The sequence below is a fragment of the Streptomyces sp. NPDC051567 genome (assembly GCF_044454165.1).
Taxonomy (GTDB): Bacteria; Actinomycetota; Actinomycetes; order Streptomycetales; family Streptomycetaceae; genus Streptomyces.
The window spans coordinates 132,101-157,765 of record NZ_JBITDK010000013.1 but is presented as its reverse complement, the minus strand read 5'-3'; the positions used below and the strand labels follow the sequence as shown (position 1 = coordinate 157,765).

The window sequence follows — 25,665 nt, the reverse complement described above, 5'->3', positions numbered from 1 at the left end:
TCGGCGCGCGCCCACGGGGGAGGATGTACGCATGCAGCCCAGAAACATGTCCATGAGTGGCGTCGTCGACCTCGCCGCGGTGAAGGCGGCCGGCGAGGCCAAGGCCAAGGCCGAGCAGGCCCGTGCCGAACAGGCCCGGCAGGCGGGCCAGGGGGGCGCGACCGCCCCGGGGTCCGCCGCCGGTGTGCCGCCGTCCGCGCTCGTCATCGACGTAGACGAGGCGGGCTTTGAAAGCGATGTCCTCCAGCTCTCCGCCGAGGTTCCGGTCGTCCTCGACTTCTGGGCCGAGTGGTGCGAGCCGTGCAAGCAGCTCAGCCCGCTGCTGGAGCGCCTGACCGTCGAGGCCAACGGCCGTCTCGTCCTGGCCAAGGTCGACGTCGACGCCAACCAGATGCTGATGCAGCAGTTCGGCATCCAGGGCATCCCGGCCGTCTTCGCCGTGGTCGCGGGCCAGGTGCTGCCGCTGTTCCAGGGCGTCGCCCCCGAGCAGCAGATCCGCGAGACCCTCGCCCAGCTCGTCCAGGTCGCCGAGGAGCGGTTCGGGATCATCGGGATCGAGGTGGACCCCGACGCCGGGGCGACCGCCCCGGGGGGCTCGGCCCCGGCCCCGGCCGAGGTTCCGGCCGGCCCGTACGACGCGCTGCTGGAGGCGGCCGTCGTCGCGCTGGACGCCGGTGACCTGGGCGGCGCGGTGCAGGCGTACAAGAACGTCCTCTCCGACGACCCGGGCAACACCGAGGCCAAGCTCGGCCTCGCCCAGGCCGAACTGCTGGTCCGCGTACAGGGGATGGACCCGCAGGCGGTGCGCGCGGCGGCGGCCGGGAAGCCGGCCGACCCGGCGGCGCAGATCGCCGCGGCCGACCTGGACCTGGTCGGCGGTCACGTGGAGGACGCCTTCGGGCGTCTGGTCGACACCGTACGGGTGACGTTCGGCGAGGACCGCAACGCGGTACGGCTGCGCCTGCTGGAGCTGTTCGAGGTCATCGGGGCGGACGATCCCCGTGTGACGGCGGCCCGTACGGCCCTCGCGCGGGTGCTGTTCTAGGGAGCGTCCCCGGCGTGGCGTCGCCCACCGGTGTTTTGTTGACACGTAGATAAACAGCGGCCGCGCTTTGCCAAAACTTGGTAATCGCGGCCGCTGTTACTCGGAGTAAGTCGACCCCTGTGAACTGTCTGCTGTGCGGGGACTTCCGCCGTTCTGTCGTGGCCGGCGGTGGCACCCTGAGTCGCCGCCCGGTGACGGCCGAACGGGCCCGGATCAGCCCGGCGTTACCCGCCGGTAACGAACCCCCTTGTGTCCCGGCCGGGAATGCACCACGATCGGCGACGCTCGGTCCTTCCCACGGAGCCGCTCATCCGGAGCCGCGGTGCGGGGTCCCCACCGGGCCGGCCGGTGGCAGTGGCACCGGCCGTGGACAGGGGGGTCCCCGCCGCGCCGGCGGGGCCTGTCCTCCATGCCGCGCCGACGCGCGGCCCAGTGGTTGTCGCTCGGGGGTGATCGCCGGTGTACCGGACGCGGCACGGCCGCTCCCCGGCCCTGCGCTCCTTCCCGAGGACGTGGAACTTCTCCCCATCCCAGGACGGGCAGGGCCCGGACCGGAGATGTACGTCCGAGACGGAGGAACGACATGAGTTCTCAGATGCGTGGCGGGACCAGATGGAAGCGCTTCGCGCTCGTCATGGTGCCGAGCATCGCGGCGTCCGCCGCGGTCGGTGTAGGTCTGGCGCAAGGAGCCCTCGCGGCCTCCTTCAGCGTCTCCGGCCAGGACTTCAAGGTCTCGGCCGACAAGCTCGACGGCGAGAACCTGATCCAGTACGGCGGTATCGCCAAGGGGCACGACCTCAAGGGCGACCCGGCCCAGCACCCGGTCACCATCTCCGGGTTCAGCCGCGCCGAGATCACCAACATGTGCCAGTCGCTGGTGACCCCGACGCCGCTCGGTGACATCACCCTCCAGCTCCGCACCGGCCACAAGGGCGAGCCGGCCGTGGCGAAGAACATCTACCTGGACGTCGCCGAGCTCGACGCCGACGCCGAGTTCACCAACCTGGACATCGGTGTCGCGGTCGGCGACGAGAGCCACAAGACGAAACCGCAGCCCCACACGGTGGAGAACCGGTACGCCTTCTCGCAGCGCGCCGAGCGCGCGGTGCTGACGAAGGTCCGGCAGAAGGCGTGGGCGACGACGGCGGGTACCTTCACCCTGCCGGACCTCAAGCTCCGTCTGCTCAGCGGCGACCAGCCGTGCTACGAGGACGAGAAGTAGTTCGTCCCCGTGCGGTGCCCGGACGGGGAGGCGGGCGGGCGGTTCGGTCCGCGGCAGCCGCCCGTCCGGGCGCCCACCCGGTGCCGTGACCGGCAGGCCTTCGGGCCTGTGGCCCTGTGGTCCTTCGGGCTTGCAGACCTTCTGACCTGGGGGTCTGCGGGTCCACAGGTTCGCGGGTCCGCGGGTCCGCGGGCCTTTCCGGTCACGGCACCGGTTCTCCGTACCACCGTTCCCAGGGAGCTGTTGTCCATGAACCCCCAGGCCCCGGTCGACGCCGCCCGTGACGCTTGGCTCACCCGGGTGTACTACCGCTTCCACGCCTGGAGCGGCGAGCGGCCCTTCTGGGCAGGGCTGTTCACCCTGCTGGGCGGTTTCCCGATCGCCTACTTCCCCTACGCCGACATCCGGCTGGGCAACATCAGCCTCGCGATGGCCACGACGGGCGGCGCGGGCGCGCTGATCATCGGGGTGCTGCTGATCACCCTCGGCCTCGCCCTCTGGTTCCAGCAGACCATCCGGATCTTCGCGGGCGTCGCCGCGATCCTGCTGGCGCTGGTCTCCCTGCCGGTCTCCAACCTCGGCGGCTTCTTCATGGGCTTCTTCCTCTCCATGATCGGCGGCGGACTGGCGCTGGCCTGGGTCCCGGGCAGGCCGGCGGAGGAGGTCACGGCGGGCCCGGCGGGGGCGACGGCCGCGACGGCGGGTCCCGGGGACGTCCCGGCTCCCCGTACGACGGAAACGGAAACGGCACACGCGAGCGAAACGACTGCCCACGCCGACGGCGGGAGGAACAGTGCGGGGTGACGAGACGCGGCCCGGGACGGACCCGGGCGCGGAGTCCCGTGAGAGCAGGGGGCCGCAGCACGCGGCGCCCAGGAAATCGCTGCTGAGCAAGGTCCGCATACCGGTCGGCAAGACGATGGCGCTGGCCGCGATGCCGACGGCCGTGTTCGTCGGGATGAGCATGACGCCGAGGCCCGCCGTCGCGGACGACCAGGAGCTCCCCTTCGCCCCCGGGCCGTGCGTGACGCGGTCCGACGAGCCCGCGCACTCCCCTTCCCCGGCCGGGTCCTCCCCGGCGGCCTCCCCCTCGGGCGGGCCTTCCCCGGGCGCGGCGAAGCAGCCGTCGCCGAGCGGGCCGCCCGGCGCGGCCACTTCACCGGGGGCGGTGGTGCTGCCGAGGCCGGGGGCGAGCCCGTCCGCGACGCGACCGCCCGCCGGGAAACCCGTACCGGCCACCACCGGCCCGGGGGCGGGCGGACCGGGCCCCGGTTCCCCGCCGGGCACCTCACCGCCGGCGTCCGGGTCCGCGGACCCGCGGGACCCGCTGGGGGCCGGCGAGGCGCTCAGGGGTCTCTTCGACGCGCTCGGCAGGCCGCTGCGCGGCGGCCGGACGACACCCGCCGCCACGCCCCCGCGGACACCGGACCCGGACCCGGACCCGGTGGCGGACCCGGTGGCGGACGCGATCCGCGAGGCGGCGCGCGGGGCGGGCGTCGCGGTCGGGGAACTGTCCGACGAGGTCAGGCGTACGGCGACGGTCCCGAAGGACGGGACGGGCGGCGCGGCGGACGACGGCCCCGGGGAGGACGACGGGGACCCCCCGGACCCGGACGCCCCCGACGGCAACGCCCCCGAGGGCGAGGAGAGCGGCGACCCGCCCGGGCAGGACCCGGCGGACGACGGGCCCGGCAACGGTACGGCTCCCGGGGCCACGCCCGGCGCGACACCGGGGGCCACGCCCGGCGCGGGCGGCAAACAGCCCTACCCCTGCCCGACCTACGACGCGAAGGCCCTCGCGGACGCCCGGCAGGAGCAGGGCATCCCGCTCCTGCCGGACGAGCCCTGGTACCTCGAAAGCTCCCGGCTGGTCCTCCACAACCTGGACTACCAGGGCATCGTGGAGGTGCGGACGGCGAGCGGCAGGATCAAGAAGGTGCTGAAGTTCACGGCGGACGCGCTGGACATCGACGACCTCCACCAGACGGTCGGCCAGGGCCGGAACACCGCCCACCTGAGGTCGCGTCCGGGCTCCACCTCCACGATCCAGGACGCCACGGTGACGATGTACACCGAGAGCCTCAAGGGCAACCTCCTCGGCGTGCTCCCGATCGAGTTCACCCCGTACAGTCCGCCCCCGCTCAACGTCCCGTACGTGTTCTTCACCGACGTCCGGGTCGTCCAGGCGGGCCAGCTCGGCGGCACCCTGACCGTCCCGGGCCTGAAGAACTACATCGGCCCCCCGGAGTAGCCCGGCCCCGCGGTGCGGCACGCCCACGGCGCCGTCCGGTCCGGCCGGGTCAGGATGTGCCGAGGGCGGCACCCCGGTCGGTCGGGGTGCCGCCCTCGGCGGTGCGGCGGGGGTGGAGCGGGGTCAGGCGCGGGGTTCGCCGCCCAGGTGGTGGACGCGGACCATGTTGGTCGTGCCCGGGACGCCGGGGGGCGAGCCCGCCGTGATGATCATGGTGTCGCCCTCGTTGTAGCGCTTGAGCTTGAGCAGCTCCGCGTCCACGAGGTCGACCATCGAGTCGGTGTTGTCCACGTGCGGGACGACGTACGACTCGACGCCCCAGCTCAGGGTGAGCTGGTTGCGGGTGCCCGCGTCGGTGGTGAAGGCCAGGATCGGCTGGCACGCGCGGTAGCGCGACAGGCGGCGGGCCGTGTCACCGGACTGGGTGAAGGCGACCAGGGACTTCGCGTCCAGGAAGTCCGCGATCTCGCACGCCGCGCGGGCGACGGAACCGCCCTGGGTCCGCGGCTTCTTGCCCGGGACCAGCGGCTGGAGGCCCTTGGAGAGAAGCTCCTCCTCGGCCGCCGTGACGATCTTCGACATCGTCTTGACGGTCTCGATCGGGTAGGCGCCCACCGAGGACTCGGCCGACAGCATGACCGCGTCCGCGCCGTCGAGGATCGCGTTGGCGACGTCGGACGCCTCCGCGCGCGTCGGGCGGGAGTTGGTGATCATCGACTCCATCATCTGGGTCGCGACGATCACCGGCTTGGCGTTGCGGCGGCACATCTCGATGAGCCGCTTCTGGACCATCGGGACCTTTTCGAGCGGGTACTCGACGGCCAGGTCACCACGGGCCACCATCACCGCGTCGAAGGCGTCGACGACGGCCTCCATGTTGGCGACGGCCTGCGGCTTCTCGACCTTGGCGATGACGGGGACCCGGCGGCCCTCCTCGTCCATGACCTTGTGGACGTCCTTGACGTCGTCGGCGTCACGGACGAAGGACAGCGCGACCATGTCGCAGCCCATCCGCAGCGCGAACCGCAGGTCGTCGATGTCCTTCTCCGACAGGGCGGGGACGTTGACGGCCGCACCCGGCAGGTTGATGCCCTTGTGGTCCGAGATGACACCGCCCTCGATGACGATGGTCCGGACCCGGGGGCCCTCGACCGCGGTCACCCGGAGCTCGACGTTGCCGTCGTTGATCAGGATCTGGTCGCCCTTGGAGACGTCGCCCGGCAGACCCTTGTACGTGGTGCCGCAGACGGACTTGTCACCGGGGACGTCCTCGGTGGTGATGGTGAACTCGTCACCGCGCACCAGCTCGACGGGACCCTCGGCGAAGGTCTCCAGACGGATCTTCGGGCCCTGGAGGTCGGCGAGGACGCCGACCGCGCGCCCGGTGTCCTCGGAGACCTTCCGGACGCGGTCGTACCGCTCCTGGTGTTCTGCCTGGGAACCGTGGCTGAAGTTGAAGCGGGCCACGTTCATACCTGCCTCGATGAGCGCTTTCAGCTGCTCATACGAGTCGACGGCGGGGCCCAGGGTGCAGACGATTTTGGAACGGCGCATGAAGCTGATCCTATCGGTTTGTTTCGAAGCGGAATATTCCGTCTGGTGGAAAGTCCAACTGAGCTACGGGGCGACCAGCTCGTACACCTGGGTGGCGATCTCCAGTTCCTCGTCCGTCGGGACCACGGCGACGGCCACCCGCGCGTACTCCGCCGAGATCAGCCGCGGCCGCTGCGAGCGCAGGGCGTTGGCCTCCTGGTCCAGCGCGAGACCCAGCTCGGCCAGACCGTCCACGGCCGCCGCGCGGACCTGGTGGGCGTTCTCCCCGACCCCCGCGGTGAAGGCCACGGCGTCCACCCGGCCGAGCACGGCCGAGTAGGCGCCGATGTACTTCTTCAGGCGGTGGACGTACGTCGCGAAGGCGGTCGCGGCGGCTTCGTCGCCCTCGCCCGCCCGGCGCATGACCTCGCGCATGTCGTTGTCCCCGCACATGCCCAGCAGACCGCTCTTCTTGTTCAGGAGCGAGTCGATCTCGTCCACCGAGAGGCCGCCCACCCGGGCCAGGTGGAAGACGACCGCCGGGTCCAGGTCCCCCGAACGGGTACCCATGACCAGGCCCTCCAGCGGGGTCAGCCCCATCGAGGTGTCCACGCAGACCCCGCCCCGGACGGCGGAGGCGGAGGCCCCGTTGCCCAGGTGCAGCACGATCACGTTGACGTCCTGGACCGGCTTGCCGAGCAGCTCGGCCGTGGCCCGCGAGACGTAGGCGTGGGAGGTGCCGTGGAAGCCGTACCGCCTGATCGCGTACTTCTCGGCCGTCGCGGCGTCGATCGCGTACCGCGCCGCGTACTCCGGCATCGTCGCGTGGAAGGCGGTGTCGAAGACGGCGACCTGCGGGATGTCCGCGCGCAGCCCGCGCGCCACCTCGATGCCCGTCACGTTCGCCGGGTTGTGCAGCGGGGCCAGCGGGACCAGGCTGCGGATCTCGGCGAGCACCTCGTCTTCGATCACGGTGGGCCGGGTGAACCGGGTCCCGCCGTGCACCACCCGGTGGCCCACGGCCGCCAGGTCGGGGGAGTCCAGGCCCAGCCCGTCGGCGGCGAGCTCCGCCGCGACGGCCTGGAGCGCGGCCTCGTGGTCCGCGATCGGCCCCAGCCGCTCCCGCTTGCCGCCCGCCGCGCCGGCGCCGGTGAGCGGCTCGTGCACCAGCCGGGAGGTGTCCTCGCCGATGCGCTCGACCAGGCCCACGGCGAGCCGGGACGAGTCCGCCATGTCGAGCAGCTGGTACTTGACCGACGAGGAGCCGGAGTTGAGGACGAGGACACGGGTTGCGGTCACGAGGGGGGTCTTTCCTTGTCGCGGAGGGTACGGAGGGCGGGAAGGGCGGGGGGAGGACACGGTGGGCGGGTCAGACGGTGGGGGCCGGAGCGCCCTGCGCCTGGATCGCGGTGATCGCCACGGTGGTGACGATGTCCTGGACGAGCGCGCCGCGCGAGAGGTCGTTGACCGGCTTGCGCAGCCCCTGGAGGACCGGGCCGACCGCGACGGCGCCCGCGGAACGCTGGACGGCCTTGTACGTGTTGTTGCCCGTGTTGAGGTCGGGGAAGATCAGCACGGTGGCGCGCCCGGCCACCTCGGACCCGGGCAGCTTGGTCGCGGCGACCGAGGGCTCCACGGCCGCGTCGTACTGGATCGGCCCCTCGATCAGCAGGTCGGGGCGGGACGCGCGGACGATCTCGGTGGCCTTGCGGACCTTCTCCACGTCGGCGCCCGAGCCGGAGGTGCCGGTCGAGTACGAGAGCATCGCGATCCGCGGCTCCACACCGAAGGCCGCGGCGGTGGCGGCCGACTGGACGGCGATGTCGGCGAGCTGCTCGGCGTTCGGGTCGGGGTTGACCGCGCAGTCGCCGTAGACGAGGACCTTGTCGGCCAGGCACATGAAGAAGACCGAGGAGACGATGGACGCCTCCGGCTTGGTCTTGATGATCTCGAAGGCGGGCCGGATGGTGGCGGCGGTGGAGTGCACCGAGCCGGAGACCATGCCGTCGGCCAGCCCCTGCTGGACCATCAGGGTGCCGAAGTAGTTGACGTCGGTGACGACATCGGAGGCCAGCTCGACGGTCATGCCCTTGTGGGCGCGGGCCGCGGCGTAGTACTCGGCGAAACGTTCCCGCATCGGCGAGGTCGCCGGGTCGACGAGCTGCGCGGCCGAGATGTCGATGCCGAGGTCGGCGGCCTTCTTCAGGATCGCGTGCTCGTCGCCCAGCAGGGTCAGGTCGCAGACCCCGCGGCGCAGCACCACGTCGGCGGCGCGCAGCACCCGCTCCTCGGTGCCCTCGGGCAGCACGACGCGGCGCCGCTCCGACCGGGCCTGCTCCAGCAGCTCGTGCTCGAACATCATCGGCGTGACCCGCTCGGAGCGGGCCACCGACAGCAGGTCGCGCAGTTCGGCGGTGTCCACGTGCCGTTCGAACAGGCCGAGCGCGGTCTCCAGCTTGCGTGGGGTCGCCGAGTTCAGCCGGCTCTGGAGCGAGAACAGCTCGGTGGCGGTCGGGAAGCTGTTGCCGGGCACCGAGACGACCGGGGTCCCCGGCGCCAGCTTCGAGGCCAGCGTCAGGATGTCGGCGCCCGGGCGCTCGTTGAGGGTCAGCAGCACGCCCGCGATCGGCGGGGTCCCCGAGGCGTGCGCGGCCAGCGCGCCGACGACCAGGTCGGAGCGGTCGCCGGGGGTGACCACCAGGCAGCCGGGGGTCAGGGCGTTCAGGAAGTTGGGCAGCATGGCGCCGCCGAAGACGAAGTCCAGGGCGTCGCGGGCGAGCCCGGCGTCGTCACCGAGGAGGACCTCGCCGCCGAGGGCCCGGGTGATCTGGGCGACGGTCGGGGCGGAGAGCGACTTGTCGTCCGGCAGCACGTAGCAGGGGACGGGCAGCCGGGCGGCCAGCCGGTCGGCTATCACCTCGCGGTCCTCGGCGGACACCCGGTTGACGACCATCGCGACGACGTGGCAGCCCAGGTTCTCGTACGCGCGGTAGGCGTTGCGGGCCTCGGCGCGCACGGCCTCGGCGGGCTGCTTGCCGGCGCCCACGACGGGGACGACGACCGCCCCCAGCTCGTTCGCGAGGCGGGCGTTGAGCGCGAGCTCGTCGGGGAGGTTGGTGTCGGCGTAGTCGGTGCCCAGGACGAGCATGACCTCGTAGTCACGGGCCGCCCGGTGGTAGCCGTCGACGAGCTGCGAGACCAGCTCGTCGGTGCCCTTCTCGGCGAGGATCGCGGACGCCTCGTGGTACTCCATGCCGAAGGCCGTCGCGGCGTCCTGGTCGATCCGGTAGCGGGCCTTGAGCAGGTCGAAGAGCCGGTCGGGCCCGTCGTGCAGCAGCGGACGGTAGACGCCCACCCGGCCCGTCTGGCGGGTCAGGAGCTCCATGATCCCCAGCTCGACGACCTGCCGGCCGTCCCCCCGCTCGATGCCGGTCACGTACACGCTGCGCGTCACGCGTGCTCTCCGTCCCATGGTGTGGATGTCGGTGTCGCCCTGCCGGGTGGCGGGCCGATCTACGAGTCGATTGACCCGGTTGGTGTGGGCTTGCCCTCTTGACAATACCTCCGCGGATGGATAGGGCGCCCGCCGGGAAAAAGGCCCTTCCGGGAGGGTCGAAAGACCCTGGGGACCGGACCGTACGGAGCGCGCCCCGCCCCCGGATCGTGGAACAATCGGACAGGCTTCATCAATACGCCCTTCATATGTACGTCTCTCCGCCCGCACGCGGAGGGCCAGGTACGACCAGGAGCAGGAGACACAGCACGATGCGTATCGGAGTTCTCACCGCAGGCGGCGACTGTCCGGGCCTCAACGCTGTCATCCGGTCGGTCGTACACCGTGCCGTGGTCGGACACGGGGACGAGGTCATCGGGTTCGAGGACGGCTTCAAGGGCCTCCTCGACGGCAACTACCGCCCCCTCGACATCAACGCCGTCAGTGGCATTCTGGCCCGCGGCGGCACGATTCTCGGTTCAGCCCGCATGGAGCGCGCCCGTCTCCACGAGGCGGCCGACAACGCGCACGAACTGGCGAAGCGCTACGGCATCGACGCCCTCATCCCGATCGGCGGCGAGGGCACCCTGACCGCCGCCCGGATGCTGTCGGACGCCGGGCTGCCGGTCGTGGGCGTGCCCAAGACCATCGACAACGACATCTCCTCCACCGACCGCACCTTCGGTTTCGACACCGCCGTCGGCGTCGCCACCGAGGCCATCGACCGGCTGAAGACCACCGCCGAGTCGCACCAGCGCGTGATGGTCGTCGAGGTCATGGGCCGCCACGCGGGCTGGATCGCCCTGGAGTCCGGCATGGCCGGCGGCGCCCACGGGATCTGCCTGCCGGAGCGCCCCTTCGAGGTGGACGCCCTGGTCAAGATGGTCGAGGAGCGCTTCGCCCGCGGCAAGAAGTTCGCCGTCGTCTGCGTCGCCGAGGGCGCGCACCCGGCCGAGGGCTCGATGCCGTACGAGAAGGGCGCCATCGACCAGTACGGCCACGAGCGCTTCGCCGGCATCGGCAACCGTCTCGCCGTCGAGCTGGAGCGCCGCCTGGGCAAGGAGGCCCGCCCGGTCATCCTCGGCCACGTCCAGCGCGGCGGCACGCCCACCGCGTACGACCGCGTCCTGGCCACCCGCTTCGGCTGGCACGCCGTGGAGGCCGTCCACCGCGGCGACTTCGGCAACATGACCGCCCTGCGCGGCACCGACATCGTCATGGCCCCGCTGGCCGAGGCCGTCACCGAGCTGAAGACCGTCCCCGAGGCCCGCATGTACGAGGCCGAGTCGGTCTTCTGACCCACCCCGGCCCGGCCCGCCCCTGGGGCCCGGTCCCGGGCGGGACTTCCGTCCCGACCTGCCGGGCCGAACGGCCCCGGTCGCGTCCTCCGCCGGACGCGACCGGGGCCGTTCGCCGCCCCCGGACCGCCCCCGCCCCGGACGGCCCCGTCCCCGAACCGCCCCGCCCGCCGGGCTGTCGCCGTCCGCGCCGGTGTGTCCTACGCCGCACCGGACGCCAGGGACCAGAACCGGTCCACGACCTCCGCCAGGAACTCCTGGCCCGGGTCCCCGGCCGCGCCCTCGCCCCAGCTCAGGGCCGACGCCGCCCGCGCGCGGTACTCGGCGTGCAACTGCTCCAGGACCCGCTCCAGCTGCCCCTTGGTCACCGGCACCAGCTTGGCCAGCGGTTTCACCTGCGGCTGCCAGCGGGTGGTCACCGCGCTCCGCAGGAGGGCGGCCAGCTCCTCCTGCCGTCCGCCCGCCACGACGAACTGGGCCGGGGAGAGCCCCAGCACCGCGGTGAGGATGGTGGACTGCCGGTCGTTGCCCTTCCAGCGCCCGCTGTCCTCCATCTTCTGGTAGGCGCCCGCGTCCAGCCCGATCCGCCGGGCCAGCTCCGCCGCGTCCAGCCCGCGCGCGATCCGGTGCTCCCGCAGGGTGACGGGCTCGGAGAGCAGATCGGCGGGGGCGCACCAGAGCACCCCGGCGAGGGCCGTGATCTCGGTGGCGGTGGGCGGTATCTCGCCCTGCTCCCAGGCCGTCACGGTCTCGGGCGGGACGAGCAGGCCGTACTGGGCGCGCAGGCCGTAGGCGACATGACCGGGCGCCATGCCCAGGGCCGTGCGCAGGCGTCGCGCGGCGGGGGCATTGAAAGGGGGGCTGGAGTGCACAGGGCACACCGTAGGAGTGGCCGGGGGGTGGCGACTACAAACCAGTCAAACAAGCTGAGAACTCGTAGGAACATCCGAGGTAGTTCGGTGCTTTCGCCAGGTTTCCCGGCAAGTGTCCGGTAGTCGGACCACCGGCAACCTTGCCTCCCTGGGTAAAGTTTCGGCCAACTGGGATGACCGCCCCCGCACCGGCCCCACAACCCGGCGCACCCACCGGATTCCGGACACCGAAACCCCGCACCAGGGCCCCCAGGACCCCGGCCCCGGGTCAGGGCCGGGGCCGGGGCCGGGGCTCAGGGTCTGAACCAGATCGTCGCCAGTGGTGGGAGCGTCAGCCGCAGGCTCGTCGGACGTCCCTGTGCGGGGACCGGCTCGGGTCGCAGCGGCTGGGTGTGATGGACCCCGCTGCCGCCGTAGAGCCGCTGGTCGGTGTTGAGGACCTCCCGCCACAGCGGAACCTCCTCGGGCACCCCGATCCGGTACCCGTGCCGCACCACCGGGGAGAAGTTCGACACCGCCAGCAGCGGCGACCCGTCCCCGGCGAACCGCAGGAACGCGAGGACGTTGTCCTCCGCCGCGTCCGCCTCCACCCACGCGAAGCCCTCCGGCACGCTGTCGCGCTCCCACAGCGCCGGCGTCACCGCGTACGTGCGGTTCAGGTCGCGCACCAGACTCCGTACGCCCTTGTGGTCGTCCGCCGCCGGATAGGAGGAGTCCAGCACCCACCAGTCGGGCCCGTACGTCTCCGACCACTCCGACCCCTGGGCGAACTCCTGCCCCATGAAGAGCAGTTGCTTGCCCGGATGCGCCCACATGAACCCCAGGTACGCCCGGTGCGCGGCCCGCTTCTGCCACCAGTCGTCCCCGGGCATCTTCGACACCAGCGAACGCTTGCCGTGCACCACCTCGTCATGAGAGATCGGCAGCACGTAGTTCTCGCTGTACGCGTACACCATCCCGAAGGTCATGTCGTGGTGGTGGTACTTGCGGTGCACCGGCTCCTTCGCCATGTAGCGCAGCGTGTCGTTCATCCAGCCCATGTTCCACTTCAGCCCGAAGCCCAGCCCGCCCGCGTCCGTCGGCCGCGTCACGCCCTCCCAGGCCGTGGACTCCTCCGCGATCGTCACCACCCCCGGGCAGCGCCGGTACACCGTGGCGTTCATCTCCTGGAGCATCGACACCGCGTCCGGGTTCTCCCGGCCGCCGTGCTCGTTCGGCTCCCACTCGCCCTCGCCCCGCGAGTAGTCCAGGTAGAGCATCGAGGCCACCGCGTCCACCCGCAGCCCGTCCACGTGGAACTCCTCGCACCAGTACACGGCATTGGCGACGAGGAAGTTGCGGACCTCCTTGCGGCCGTAGTCGAACTCCAGCGTCCCCCAGTCCGGGTGCGCCGCCCGCCGCGGGTCCGGGTGCTCGTACAGCGGCCGGCCGTCGAACTCCGCCAGCGCCCAGTCGTCACGCGGGAAGTGCGCGGGCACCCAGTCGACGATCACCCCGATCCCGGCCCGGTGCAACGCGTCCACCAGGAAACGGAAGTCGTCCGGGGTCCCCATCCGTGAGGTCGGCGCGTAGAAACCGGTGACCTGGTACCCCCACGACCCCCCGAAGGGGTGCTCGGCGACCGGCATCAGCTCCACATGCGTGAAACCCAGCTCCTTCACGTACCCGGGAAGCTGCTCGGCGAGCTGACGGTACGAGAGCCCCGGCCGCCACGAGGCCAGATGCAGCTCGTACACCGAGAAGGGCGCCCGGTGCGCCGGAAGGTCACCGCGCCGGGCCATCCACTGCGCGTCCTGCCACACGTACCGCGAAGAGGTCACCACCGAGGCGGTGGCCGGGGGCACCTCCGCGGAACGCGCCATCGGATCGGCGCGCAGGGTGTGACTGCCGTCCGGGCGCGTGATGTCGTACTTGTACAGGGTGCCCGCGCCCACCCCCGGCAGGAACAGCTCCCACACCCCGGTCGCGCCGAGCGAACGCATCGGGTACGCGACGGAGTCCCAGTACGAGAAGTCCCCGGTCACCCGGACCCCCTGCGCGTCGGGCGCCCACACCGTGAACCGGGTCCCGGCCACCCCCTGGTGCTCCATCGGCTCGGAGCCCAGCGCCTTCCACAGCTCCTCGTGCCGGCCCTCCCCGATCAGGTGCAGGTCCAGCTCACCGAGGGAGGGCAGGAACCGGTACGGGTCGTGGATCTCGATCTCGTCGCTCTCGTACGCCACCAGCAGCCGGTACTCCGGCACACCGGTCAGCGGCAGCAGCCCCGAGAACAGCCCGTCGCCGTCGTCGTGGAGCGCGGCCCGCAGCCCCTTCGCGACGACGGTCACCGCCTTCGCGTACGGGCGCAGCACCCGGAACGCGACCCCGCCCCGCTGGGTACGGGCGCCCAGCACCGCGTGCGGATCGTGGTGACGGCCCTCCAGCAGCCGGGTCCGCTCCGCCGCCCCGAGCGCGGGCGCCCGCCGGACCCCGTGCGGCGGGGCGGAGCGGCGGGCGCGGGGCGGCCGGGGCGGACGCGCGGACTCCGGGACCGGGCTGACGGCTTCGTCGCCGGCGGTCCGTGACGACTGACGTGCGGCGCTCACGCGAGCGGCCTCCTCGGGGACTTCGGGCGGGGATGGGAAGGGGTGGCGACGGGAGGGGGAACGGCGCCGGGGACGGGCGGCGGCAGCCGGTGGGCAGGACGCTGCGGCTCGGAGAGCCGCCGGATCGCCGCCATCGGCACGTGCAGCCAGTCCGGCCGGTGCCGGGCCTCGTAACGGGCCTCGTACACGGCCTTGTCGGTCTCGTACGCGCGCAGCAGGACCGGGTCCTCCCGCGGATCGAGGCCGGTGGTCCGGGCGTAGCCCTCGCAGAAGGCGGCCCGGCAGTCGTCCGCCCAGGCGGGCGCGAACGGACGGTGCGAACGGGCCGCGTAGTCGAAGGAGCGCAGTATCCCGGCGATGTCCCGCACCGCCGGCTCGGGGCGCCGCCGGTCGGCCAGCGGCCGGGCCGGCTCGCCCTCGAAGTCGATCAGCGACCAGCTTCCGTCCCGCCCCCGCAGGGTCTGGCCCAGATGCAGGTCACCGTGGATGCGCTGGGCGGGCACCCCCGCCCCCCGGGAAGCGGCCAGCGCGTCGAAGGCCCCGCGCAGCCCCGCCTCGAAGGGCCGCAGCCCCGACACCTCACGGGCGGTCGCCGCCAGCCGCGCGGTCATCCCGGCGGCCAGCCGCGCCGTCTGCTCCGGCCCCAGGGCGACGGTGGGCAACGCCCCGGCCAGCGCGCTGTGCACCTCGGCCGTGGCCCGGCCCAGCGCGTGCGCCTCGGCCGTGAAGTCCGCCCCGCAGTCCAGTCTGCGCAGCGCGAGCTGCCAGCCGTCGTCGCACCCGCGCAGGTACGGCTGGAGCACCCCCAGGGTCAGCGGCTCCGTACCGGGCAGCTCCGCCTCGTACCAGGCGACGGGCGCCGGCACCCGCGCACAGCCCGCGGCGGCCAGCGCCCTCGGCAGCTCCAGATCCGGATTGACCCCCGGACCGACCCGGCGGAACACCTTCAGGATGTACGCGTCCCCGTAGATCAGCGAGGAGTTGGTCTGCTCCCCCGACAACGGCCGGGGCGCCAGCCCCGCCGGGATCAGCACCCCCGGATCACGGTCGAAGCGCAGCGGACCCAGCGCGCCGGGCGTCCGCAGCCGCTCCAGCAGCATCGCCGCGAGCCGGGGATCGCCCAGCGCCTCGTAGACCGCCCGGCCCGCGTACGGACCGCTCTCGGCGTGCCCGATCAGCGCGGGCGCGAGCGCGGGCGACAGGGCCGGGCGGATGCCCAGCAGCAACTGGTAGCAGTCCCCGTCCACGTCGAGGAGGAGATGGAGCAGACCGGGCGTGGAACCCGGCGGCAGCAGCTCGGCCGCCGAGACCGTCCTCAGCCGCCCGATCGTACGGCCCTTCCCGGCGAACCACCGCTGCGTGGGCAGCCAGGTCCGCAGCATGGGCTCCAGCGGGCCCGGCCCGGTGGTCCGGTCGGCGGTGAGCCGACTCCGGGCGGATGCAGCCTCCGACATGGCGTCGCGTCCTTTCCCCGGGCCGTCACAGAATGCGCAGAGTGTCCCGGATGTGCGGCAATTGCTTCTCCGGCATGGGCAGGTGTCGGGTCAGGATGGTCCGTACAGGTAGGGCGATTGACCCATTCGCGGTATTTTGTGGGGGCTCGGTTCGCCTCCGGGGCGCTCGGAGCCTGACTCACGGGTCCGTACGCGCTCAGAAACCCTCGTACCTCGGGTTTCCTCCGCGCGCTCGGACCCGCCCCCAGACTCCGTCCGGGGGGACCCCCGCCCAGACTCCGTCCGGGGGGACCCCCGCCCAGGCGCGCCCCTTCGGCTCACTCGCCCGAAGGCCGGGCCTTTCTTCGCGTGGTGGCGCTGGTCCTCGGGCGGCCCGCCTTCGGTTCACTCGCCCGAGGGCGGGGCCGGGCCTTTCTTCGCGTGGTCGGTCTTGTCCTCGGGCGGCCCCCCCGGCGCGCCTGCCCCGGTGGGGGTTACTCGGTGCGGAGGCGGAACCAGTAGAAGCCGTGGCCCGCCAGGGTGAGCAGGTACGGCCATTCGCCGACCGGGGGGAAGCGGACGTCGCCCGTGAGTTCCACGGGGATGTGCCCGATGAACGACCTCAGGTCCAGCTCGGTCGGCTGCGCGAAGCGCGAGAAGTTGTGCACGCACAGCACGAGGTCGTCCCCGAGTTCACGGAGGAACGCGAGCACCGCCGGGTTGGTCGACGGCAGTTCGGTGTACGAGCCGAGGCCGAAGGCGGGGTTCGCCTTGCGGACCTCGATCAGCCGGCGGGTCCAGTGCAGCAGTGAGGAGGGTGAGGCCATCGCGGCCTCGACATTGGTGACCTGGTACCCGTGGACCGGGTCCATGATGACCGGCAGGTTCAGCCTGCCCGGATCGCACGAGGAGAAACCGGCGTTGCGGTCCGGGGTCCACTGCATGGGCGTGCGCACACCGTCGCGGTCGCCCAGCCAGATGTTGTCGCCCATGCCGATCTCGTCGCCGTAGTACAGCACCGGCGAACCGGGCAGCGAGAGCAGCAGCGCGGTGAACAGCTCCATCTGGTTGCGGTCGTTGTCCAGGAGCGGGGCGAGACGGCGCCGGATGCCGATGTTGGCCCGCATCCGCGGGTCCTTGGCGTACTCGGCGTACATGTAGTCGCGCTCCTCGTCGGTGACCATCTCCAGGGTCAGCTCGTCGTGGTTGCGCAGGAAGATGCCCCACTGGCAGCCGTCCGGGATGGCCGGGGTCTTGGCCAGGATCTCGGAGACCGGGTAGCGGGACTCCCGGCGGACGGCCATGAAGATGCGCGGCATGACGGGGAAGTGGAAGGCCATGTGGCACTCGTCCCCGCCCTTGGCGAAGTCCCCGAAGTAGTCGACGACGTCCTCCGGCCACTGGTTGGCCTCGGCGAGCAGGACGGTGTCGGGGTAGTGCGTGTCGATCTCGGCGCGGACCCGCTTGAGGAGGGTGTGGGTGCGCGGGAGGTTCTCGCAGTTGGTGCCCTCCTCGGCGTACAGGTAGGGCACGGCGTCGAGGCGGAAGCCGTCGATGCCGAGGTCCAGCCAGAACCGCAGCGCCGAGACGATCTCCTCGACCACGGCCGGGTTCTCGTAGTTGAGGTCCGGCTGGTGGGAGAAGAACCGGTGCCAGTAGTACTGCTTGCGGACCGGATCGTACGTCCAGTTCGAGGACTCGGTGTCGACGAAGATGATGCGGGCTTCCTGGTACTGCTTGTCGTTGTCGGCCCACATGTAGTAGTCGCCGTACGGGCCCTGCGGGTCCTTGCGCGACTGCTGGAACCACTCGTGCTGGTCGCTCGTGTGGTTCATGACGAAGTCGATGATCACCCGCATGCCGCGCTGGTGCGCGGCGTCCACGAACTCCACGAAGTCGGCGAGGTCGCCGAACTCGGGCAGTACGGAGGTGTAGTCGGAGACGTCGTAGCCCCCGTCGCGCAGGGGTGAGGCGAAGAACGGCGGCAGCCAGAGGCAGTCGACGCCGAGCCACTGGAGGTAGTCCAGTTTGGCGGTGAGGCCTCTGAGGTCCCCCACGCCGTCGCCGTTGCTGTCGTGGAAGGCGCGGACGAGGACCTCGTAGAAGACGGCCCGTTTGAACCAGTCGGGGTCGCGGTCCTTGGCGGGGGTGTCCTCGAAGGTGTCGTGGACAGGGTTGTTGATCATCATGTGGTGGGTGACCCTCCGGTGGGCGGGGACGGTCGCAGAGCGGCCAGCACGTGCGCGGGCGTACGGCCCGGTTCCAGGCGCACGTAGTTCGCTCTGCCCCAGTGATAGGTCTCGCCGGTGAGCTCGTCGCGCACCGCGAGGGACCCGTGCCAGTCGAGGCCGAGTACCGGCATGTCCAACGAGACGGTCGCTTCCTGGGTGTGGTGCGGATCGAGGTTGACGACCACCAGTACGGAATTGGCTCCACCGTGCTTCGAATAGGCGATCACCTGTTCGTTGTCGGTCGAATGGAAGTGGATGTCGCGCAGCTGCTGGAGGGCGGGGTTGCGCCTGCGGAGCCGGTTGAGCGTCGTGATCAGCGGGGCGATGGTGCGGCCCTCGCGCTCGGCACCGGCCCAGTCGCGTGGCCGGAACTCGTATTTCTCGGAGTCCAGGTACTCCTCGCCGCCCTCCGTGGCAGGGGTGTTCTCGCAGAGTTCGTAACCGGCGTAGATCCCCCAGGTGGGGGAGAGGGTGGCGGCGAGGACGGCCCGTACCTCGAAGGCGGGACGGCCGCCGTGCTGAAGGTACGCGTGCAGGATGTCGGGCGTGTTGACGAAGAAATTCGGCCGCATGACGGAGGCCGAACGGGTACCGGAGAGTTCGGTCAGGTAAGCGGTCAGCTCGGCCTTGGTGGTGCGCCAGGTGAAGTACGTGTACGACTGCTGGAAACCGATGGAGGCGAGTGCGCGCATCATGGCCGGTCGGGTAAAAGCCTCGGCAAGAAAGATCACATCAGGGTCCGACTTGTTGATCTCGGCGATCACTTTCTGCCAGAACACGACAGGTTTGGTGTGCGGGTTGTCGACCCGGAAGATGCGGACCCCGTGCTCCATCCAGAACCGCAGCACCCGGACGGTCTCCGCGACGATGCCGGGCATGTCGGTGTCGAAGTGCACCGGGTAGATGTCCTGGTACTTCTTCGGCGGGTTCTCGGCGTACGCGATCGTCCCGTCGGCCCGGTGGCGGAACCACTCGGGGTGCTTCTCCACCCACGGATGGTCGGGAGAGCACTGGAGGGCGAAGTCGAGCGCGATCTCCAGCCGGAGCTCACGGGCCCGCGCGACGAAGGCGTCGAAGTCCTCGACGGTGCCCAGATCGGGGTGGACGGCGTCGTGGCCGCCCTCGGTGGAGCCGATCGCCCAGGGCACGCCCGGGTCCCACGCCCCGGCCGAGAGCGTGTTGCCGGGGCCCTTGCGGTGGGTGGTGCCGATGGGGTGGACGGGCGGCAGGTAGACCACGTCGAAACCCATCGCGGCGATCGCCGGCAACCGCTCGGCGGCCGTCCGGAAGGTCCCGCTGACAGGAGCCGAGCCCGGCTCCACCCCCGCTCCCTCGGAGCGGGGGAACATCTCGTACCAGGAACCGAAGAGGGCCCGCTTGCGTTCGACCAGCAGCGGCAGGGCCTTCGAGGCGGTGACCAGCTCCCGGTACGGGCGCCTCGCGAGGGCGGCGTCCACCGGGGGGGCGAGGGCGGCCGCGTGGCGCACGCCGGCCGCCCGGTCCTCGTCCCGCATCACGTCGGCGGCGGCCAGCACGGCCTCGCGGCCGTCGCGCTTGGGAATCCGCGCGGCGGCCCGCTCGTAGAGCTCCGCGCCTTCGAGCAGGGTGAGCCCGGTGTCCAGCCCCGCCGGGATCTTGACGGCGGCATGGGCCCGCCAGGTGGCCACCGGATCGCTCCACGCCTCGACGGTGTACGTCCACCTCCCCTCGACGTCGGCGCTGACCCGGGCCCCCCACCGGTCGGTACCGGGGGCCAGCTCGCGCAGCGGCACGGGAGGGCGCAGCCGTCCGCTCGGATCTCGCAGGACGACATGGGCGGCCACGGCGTCGTGTCCTTCACGGAACACGGTGGCGGAGATCTCGAAGACCTCGTCCACGACCGCCTTCGCGGGTCTGACGCCGCAGTCGACGGCGGGGCGGACGTCCAGCACGGGAATGCGACCGATCATGATGGGATCACCTGGGGGCAGTTCGCAGGGCTCGGTGACAACAGCCCAGCCGGAACGGGACCGGCTGGTCGTGCACGCTCTGTTCGCTCTGTTTCTAGCCGCTCGGTGGACGGCTGGCCTGCGGGCATGGCCGCTCCTGTCCGCGTTCACCCGGGTGGCGGGGAGAGGGGATGGCGGGTGCTCCGTGCGCGTACCCGGGGAGCCCTTCCCACTCTCGTCCCGCACAATCTGCGCTTTCGGCCAACTGTTCGTACGCAAGGGCACGCTTGTCCCAAGAGCCCTGGCCGACGCCCACCGGGGCTCCGCCGGACCGGGAAGGACTGCTGGACGCCCCACCCGCCACCCCTTGCCCCGCAGGCCCCGGCCGAGGGAAGCCGCAGGCGCCGCGAGGAGCGCGCCCCGGCCCGGGGCAGGGCTCGCGGGCGGCGGTCGTACGAGGCGCCATGGCCCGGCGGCGGGGGCGCGGATAGCCTTCCGGGGGTGATGCGCGCGCACACAGCGTGGTGCGCCCGCTCCGATCCGTATTCCCCTGCGAAGGTGGAAACCGTGAAGGCTATCCGTCGGTTCACCGTGCGCCCCGTCCTCCCGGAACCCCTGCTGCCGCTCACCGCCCTCGCGCGCAACCTGCGCTGGTCGTGGCACGCCGAGACCCGGGACCTCTTCCAATCCGTCGACCCCGAGGGCTGGCAGGCCGCCGGCGGCGACCCCGTCCGGCTGCTCGGCGCCGTCTCCGCCGCCCGGCTGGAGGAACTGGCCGCAGACCGGCGGTTCCTGCGCCGGCTCGCCGTCGTCGCGGCCGACCTCGACGACTACGTCCACGGCGGGAGGTGGTACCAGAGCCAGGAGAACGGCGTCGAACCGCCCGCCGCGATCGCCTACTTCTCACCCGAGTTCGGGATCACCGCCGCCCTGCCGCAGTACTCCGGCGGCCTCGGCATCCTCGCCGGAGACCACCTGAAGGCCGCCAGCGACCTCGGAGTTCCGCTCATCGGCGTGGGACTCCTCTACCGCCACGGCTACTTCCGCCAGTCGCTCTCGCGCGACGGCTGGCAGCAGGAGCACTACCCCGTACTGGACCCCAACGAGCTGCCCGTCGGCCTGGTCCGCCACGAGGACGGGGCCCCGGCCCGGGTCTCGCTGGCCCTGCCCGGCGGCCGGTCCCTGCACGCCCACATCTGGCAGGCCCGCGTCGGCCGGGTCCCGCTGCTCCTCCTGGACTCCGACGTCGAGGACAACGACACCGCCGCCCGCGAGGTGACCGACCGCCTCTACGGCGGCGGCAGCGACCACCGGCTCCTCCAGGAGATGCTCCTCGGCATCGGCGGGGTCCGCGCGGTCCGGCTCTACTGCGGACTGACCGGCCACCCCGACCCGGAGGTCTTCCACACCAACGAGGGCCATGCCGGTTTCCTCGGACTGGAACGGATAAGGGAACTGGAGATCGAGCAGGGGCTCGGCTTCGACGCCGCCGTCGAAGCCGTCCGCGCCGGGACCGTGTTCACCACGCACACCCCCGTCCCGGCCGGCATCGACCGCTTCGAACGGTCCCTGGTGGCCCGGCACTTCGGCGAGGGCGGGGAGCTGGAGGGCGTCCCGGTCGACCGCGTCCTGGAACTGGGCGCCGAGTCGTACCCCGGCGGCGACCCCGGGGTCTTCAACATGGCCGTCATGGGACTGCGCCTGGCCCAGCGGGCCAACGGGGTCTCCACCCTGCACGGCGCCGTCAGCCGGGAGATGTTCGCCGGGCTCTGGCCCGGCTTCGACCCGGCCGACGTCCCCATCACCTCCGTCACCAACGGCGTCCACGCCCCGACCTGGGTCGCCCCCGAGGTGATCCGGCTCGGCGCCCGCCAGATCGGCGCCGGCCGCACCGAGGACGCCCTCTCGGTCGGCGGCTCCGCCCGGTGGGACGCCGTCGCGGACATCGCCGACCAGGACGTCTGGGACCTGCGCCGGGCGCTGCGGGAACAACTGGTCCAGGAGGTCCGCGACCGGGTGCGGGCCTCGTGGCGCCAGCGCGGCGCCGCCGAGGCGGAACTGGGCTGGGTGGACTCGGTGCTCGACCCGGAGGTCCTCACCATCGGCTTCGCCCGGCGCGTGCCCTCGTACAAGCGCCTCACGCTGATGCTGCGCGACCCCGAGCGGCTGCGCAGGCTGCTGCTGGACCCGGACCGGCCGGTGCAGATCGTCGTCGCGGGCAAGGCGCACCCGGCCGACGACGGCGGGAAGCGCCTCGTGCAGGAACTGGTGCGGTTCGCGGACGACCCCCGGGTGCGGCACCGGATCGTCTTCCTGCCCGACTACGGCATGGCCATGGCCCAGAAGCTCTACCCGGGCTGCGACGTCTGGCTCAACAACCCGCTGCGGCCCCTGGAGGCGTGCGGGACCAGCGGGATGAAGGCCGCGCTGAACGGCTGCCTCAACCTGTCCGTGCTGGACGGGTGGTGGGACGAGTGGTTCGAGCCCGACTTCGGCTGGGCCATCCCGACCGCCGACGGGATCGGGACGGACGAGGACCGGCGCGACCACCTGGAGGCCAACGCCCTCTACGAGCTGATCGAGGGCCGGGTCGCCCCCCGGTTCTACGACCGCACCGGCCGCAGCGCGCTGCCGGTCCGCTGGATCGAGATGGTCCGCCGCACCCTTGCCGCCCTGGGGCCCAAGGTGCTGGCGGGGCGGATGGTACGGGAGTACGTGGAGCGGCTCTACACCCCGGCCGCGCTCGCCCACCGCGCCCTCACCGCCGACGCGGCGCGCGACCTGGCCTGGTGGAAGGGGCGGGTCCGGGCGGCCTGGCCCCGGGTCACCGTCGAGCACGTGGAGGCCCTGGCGGCGGCCCCGGTCAACGGCACCGCCGAGCTGGGGGCCACCCTCACCCTGCGGGTCAAGGTCGCGCTGGACGCGCTGGCCCCCGAGGACGTGGAGGTCCAGGCCGTCGCGGGCCGGGTGGACGCCCAGGACGTGATCCGGGACGGGCGGCCCTTCCCGCTCAAACCGGCCGGCGGACCCGACCTGGAGGGCCGCTGGGTGTACGAGGGCCCGCTCGCCCTCGACCGTACGGGGCCCTTCGGCTACACGGTCCGCATCCTGCCCGCGCACCCGCTGCTGGCGACCCCGGCCGAACTGGGCCTGGTCGCGGGCCCGCCGGAGACCGACACGGCCGCGACGGGAGGCGTCCACCTGCGCTGAGGGGGCGCGGGCGTGCTCCGGGCGGCGGGGCCGGGCGGCCGGGCGGCACGACAGGGCCGCCCGGGGAGCGCGGCTCCCGGGGCGGCCCGTGGTGCGTGCGGTGCGGTGGTGCCCGTCGTGCGTGGTGCGTGCGGTGCGTGTGGTGCGGTGTTCGCGTGCTGTTGCGGTGCGGTGGCCGGGCCTTCCGGCCGTTCAGCGGGGCTGTGGCGCGGCTCCGCCTTCAGCTCCGCCGTCCGGCCGGGAGGCGTCCGCCCCGTCCGGACCCCGGTGGGGTCAGAAGGTGAGCTTCCAGCTGTTGATGTAGCCGGTGTCGGCGCTGGCGACGTCCTGGACGCGCAGCTTCCAGACGCCCTGGGCCGGCTCGGAGGAGGCGTTCACCGTGTAGGTGGCGATGACGTTGTCCGCCGAGTCCGTCCCGCTGGAGCTCTTCAGGAGGTAGGCCGTGCCGTCCGGGGCGATCAGGTTGATCGCCAGGTCACCGCGGTAGGTGTGGACGATGTTCACGTTCACCGACAGGGTGCTCGGCGCGTTGCCGGAACGGCTCACCGTGATCGGGGACTCGACGGTCGAGTTGTCCGCGATCTGGTAGTCCGTGGTGTTCTCGAAGACGTTCGGCTGGGTGGCGCCGACGGTCCAGGTGAACGCCGCGGTACCGGTCTGGTTCGCGGAGTCGGTCACCGTGACGGTCACGTTGGACGTGCCCGCGGTGGAGGCCGTGCCCGAGATCAGGCCGTTGGCGGAGTTGATCGACAGCCCGGCCGGCAGGCCGGTCGCCGCGTAGCTCAGCGCACCGGCGTTGCTGCTGCTGGCCTGGACCTGCAGGCTCACCGCGCTGCCGGTGACGGTGGTCTGGTTGCCCGGGTTGATGACCGAGACACCGACCGGGATGCGGGCGCCGACACCGATGCCGGCCCACGCGTTGGCCGCGTTGTTGTACGTGACCGAGCCCTGGCCGTACAGGTCTGCGGCGGCCTGGAGGGTGGCCGTACGGGCGGCGGCGTAGTTGGTGTTCGACTTGAAGTAGCCCACCGTCAGCGCGCGGAACCAGATCTTCTCGGCGGCGGCGCGGCCGATCGCGGTGACCGGGAGGCCGTCGGCGGTCGGCGAGTCGTAGCTGACGCCGTTGACGACCTTGGCGCCGGAGCCCTCGGACCACAGGTAGTAGAGGTGGTTGGCCGGGCCCGAGGAGTAGTGGACGTCGATGGAGCCGATGCCCGCGTACCAGGAGTCCTTGGACGAGCCGTCCTTGCTCGGCTTGTCCATGTAGCGCAGCGGGGTGCCGTTCCCGTTGATGTCGATCTTCTCGCCGACCAGGTAGTCGCCCGGGTCCTGCGGGTTGTTGCCGTAGAACTCGACGTTCGCGGCCATGATGTCGGAGGTGGCCTCGTTCAGACCGCCGGGCTCACCGGAGTAGGTCATGTTGCCGGTGACCGAGGTCAGGCCGTGGGTCATCTCGTGCGCGGCCACGTCGAGCGAGGTCAGCGGCTTGTTGTTGCCGGCGCCGTCGCCGTAGGTCATGCAGAAGCAGGAGTCGTCCCAGAACGCGTTGATGTACGCGTTGCCGTAGTGGACCCGGCTGTAGGGGGCCACGCCGTCGTTGCGCAGGCCGTTGCGGCCGTGCACGTTCTTGAAGTAGTCCCAGGTCACCTGGGCGCCGTAGTGGGCGTCCGCGCCGGCCGTCTCCAGGTTGGAGGCGAGGCCGTTGCCCCAGATGTCGTCCGGGCCGGAGAACAGGGTGCCGGTGCCGGAGGTGCCCCGGTTCAGGTTGTAGGTCCGGTGGTTGCCGCGGGTGGGGTCGGCCAGCGTGAAGTTGCTGCCCGAGGGCGCGGTGCCGATGGTGACCTGGCCGCTGTACTGGGTGTTGCCGGTGCCGGTCTCGATGGCCTGCCACTCGGTGATCTTCGCGCCGGTCCTGGCGTCGGTGACCACGTGCAGCTCGTTGGGGGTGCCGTCGTGCTGCAGGCCCCCGACGACGGTCTCGAAGGCGAGGACGGGAGCGCCCTCGGCCGCCCAGATCACCTTGCGGGCGTTCTTGGAGGCCTTGGCCTCCTTGGAGCCCTGCTCCCCGGCGGCGGAGACCGCCTGGCCCTCGGCCGCGGCCGGGGTGACCGTCGCGGTGGTGTCCGCGACCTTGATCTCGTGGTGGGTGGCCTTGGTGACGCTCTTGGTGACACCGCCCTTGGCGTGGACCGTGAGGTCGCCGCCGAGCACGGGCAGGCCGGCGTAGGTCCGTTCGTACGTGGTGTGCGTGGTGCCGTCCGCGTCCTTGACCACGTCGCGGACGACCAGCTTCTCCTGGCCGCCGAGACCGAGCGCCCGCGCCGCCTGAACGGTGGTCGAGTTGGCGTCGGCGAGGAGCGTGGCCCGCTCCGAGGCGCTGAGTACACGGTTGGCCGCGCCGGGGTCGGGCTGGGCGGCCGTGCGGGCCTGTGACGCGGTGGCGTCGGCGGTCGCGGTGGTGGCCGGTATACCTACGGCGAGCAGGGCCGCCGCGGCGACGAGCGCGCCGGCCGCGGTGGCGCGCCGCTGGGGGGTGGGACTCAACGCATACTCCTTCTGCAAGG

15 protein-coding genes are annotated in these 25,665 nt (G+C 72.0%); 6 read left to right on the top strand and 9 right to left on the bottom strand.

Annotated elements, in window-relative coordinates; all coding sequences use genetic code 11:
• The first annotated feature begins 31 nt into the window (after window positions 1-31).
• The 4 genes from ACIA5F_RS17115 to ACIA5F_RS17100 all read left to right on the top strand — a co-directional run bounded on the left by ACIA5F_RS17115 (window position 32) and on the right by ACIA5F_RS17100 (window position 4,518).
• Entirely contained in the window at window positions 32-1,045 is a 1,014-nt protein-coding gene (locus tag ACIA5F_RS17115) for a tetratricopeptide repeat protein (RefSeq protein ID WP_399353635.1), read from the top strand.
• Window positions 1,046-1,628: 583 nt separating this feature from the next.
• Entirely contained in the window at window positions 1,629-2,267 is a 639-nt protein-coding gene (locus tag ACIA5F_RS17110) for a DUF6230 family protein (RefSeq protein ID WP_399353633.1), read from the top strand.
• Between the two features lie 249 nt (window positions 2,268-2,516).
• A complete protein-coding gene (locus ACIA5F_RS17105; protein WP_399353631.1) occupies window positions 2,517-3,071 on the top strand; it encodes a DUF6114 domain-containing protein in 555 nt (184 codons plus the stop codon).
• Window positions 3,061-4,518, top strand: coding sequence for a hypothetical protein (locus tag ACIA5F_RS17100; RefSeq protein ID WP_399353629.1), 1,458 nt, complete (start codon window positions 3,061-3,063; stop codon window positions 4,516-4,518). Before ACIA5F_RS17105 ends, ACIA5F_RS17100 begins: the two co-directional genes overlap by 11 nt.
• A 123-nt stretch (window positions 4,519-4,641) precedes the next feature.
• Here ACIA5F_RS17100 and pyk read toward each other — a convergent pair whose 3' ends face one another.
• The 3 genes from pyk to pta form a co-directional block, all read right to left on the bottom strand.
• Entirely contained in the window at window positions 4,642-6,072 is a 1,431-nt protein-coding gene (pyk, locus tag ACIA5F_RS17095; RefSeq protein WP_399353627.1) for a pyruvate kinase, read from the bottom strand.
• Between the two features lie 63 nt (window positions 6,073-6,135).
• Window positions 6,136-7,350 (bottom strand): acetate kinase, encoded by a 1,215-nt coding sequence (locus ACIA5F_RS17090; RefSeq protein ID WP_399353625.1) that lies wholly within the window; start codon window positions 7,348-7,350, stop codon window positions 6,136-6,138.
• A 70-nt stretch (window positions 7,351-7,420) separates the two neighbouring features.
• The gene (gene pta, locus ACIA5F_RS17085) at window positions 7,421-9,505 is read right to left on the bottom strand and encodes a phosphate acetyltransferase (RefSeq protein ID WP_399353623.1); all 2,085 of its coding nucleotides are present in this window, start codon (window positions 9,503-9,505) and stop codon (window positions 7,421-7,423) included.
• A 311-nt stretch (window positions 9,506-9,816) separates the two neighbouring features.
• On the opposite strand from pta, the gene ACIA5F_RS17080 reads away from it, so the two are divergent.
• Window positions 9,817-10,842, top strand: a complete 1,026-nt coding sequence (locus tag ACIA5F_RS17080; protein WP_399353621.1) for an ATP-dependent 6-phosphofructokinase — start codon at window positions 9,817-9,819, stop codon at window positions 10,840-10,842.
• A gap of 200 nt (window positions 10,843-11,042) precedes the next feature.
• Here the strand turns inward: ACIA5F_RS17080 and ACIA5F_RS17075 are convergent, their stop codons facing one another.
• From ACIA5F_RS17075 to ACIA5F_RS17055, 5 genes are all read right to left on the bottom strand, one after another.
• Window positions 11,043-11,714, bottom strand: a complete 672-nt coding sequence (locus ACIA5F_RS17075) for a helix-turn-helix domain-containing protein (RefSeq protein WP_399353619.1) — start codon at window positions 11,712-11,714, stop codon at window positions 11,043-11,045.
• Window positions 11,715-12,007: 293 nt separating this feature from the next.
• A complete protein-coding gene (gene glgB, locus ACIA5F_RS17070; RefSeq protein ID WP_399353617.1) occupies window positions 12,008-14,299 on the bottom strand; it encodes a 1,4-alpha-glucan branching enzyme in 2,292 nt (763 codons plus the stop codon).
• Complete coding sequence (locus ACIA5F_RS17065; RefSeq protein WP_399353615.1) at window positions 14,296-15,753, bottom strand: phosphotransferase; 1,458 nt, start codon at window positions 15,751-15,753, stop codon at window positions 14,296-14,298. The genes glgB and ACIA5F_RS17065 overlap by 4 nt, the downstream gene beginning before the upstream one ends.
• 473 nt (window positions 15,754-16,226) lie before the next feature.
• Entirely contained in the window at window positions 16,227-17,921 is a 1,695-nt protein-coding gene (gene treS, locus ACIA5F_RS17060) for a maltose alpha-D-glucosyltransferase (protein ID WP_399353613.1), read from the bottom strand.
• Complete coding sequence (locus ACIA5F_RS17055; RefSeq protein WP_399353611.1) at window positions 17,918-19,912, bottom strand: alpha-1,4-glucan--maltose-1-phosphate maltosyltransferase; 1,995 nt, start codon at window positions 19,910-19,912, stop codon at window positions 17,918-17,920. Before ACIA5F_RS17055 ends, treS begins: the two co-directional genes overlap by 4 nt.
• A 546-nt stretch (window positions 19,913-20,458) precedes the next feature.
• Here ACIA5F_RS17055 and glgP point away from each other — a divergent pair.
• A complete protein-coding gene (glgP, locus tag ACIA5F_RS17050; protein WP_399353609.1) occupies window positions 20,459-23,101 on the top strand; it encodes an alpha-glucan family phosphorylase in 2,643 nt (880 codons plus the stop codon).
• Between the two features lie 273 nt (window positions 23,102-23,374).
• On the opposite strand, the gene ACIA5F_RS17045 is transcribed toward glgP, so the two are convergent.
• Window positions 23,375-25,645, bottom strand: coding sequence for a M4 family metallopeptidase (locus tag ACIA5F_RS17045; protein WP_399353607.1), 2,271 nt, complete (start codon window positions 25,643-25,645; stop codon window positions 23,375-23,377).
• Between the last annotated feature and the right edge of the window lie 20 nt (window positions 25,646-25,665).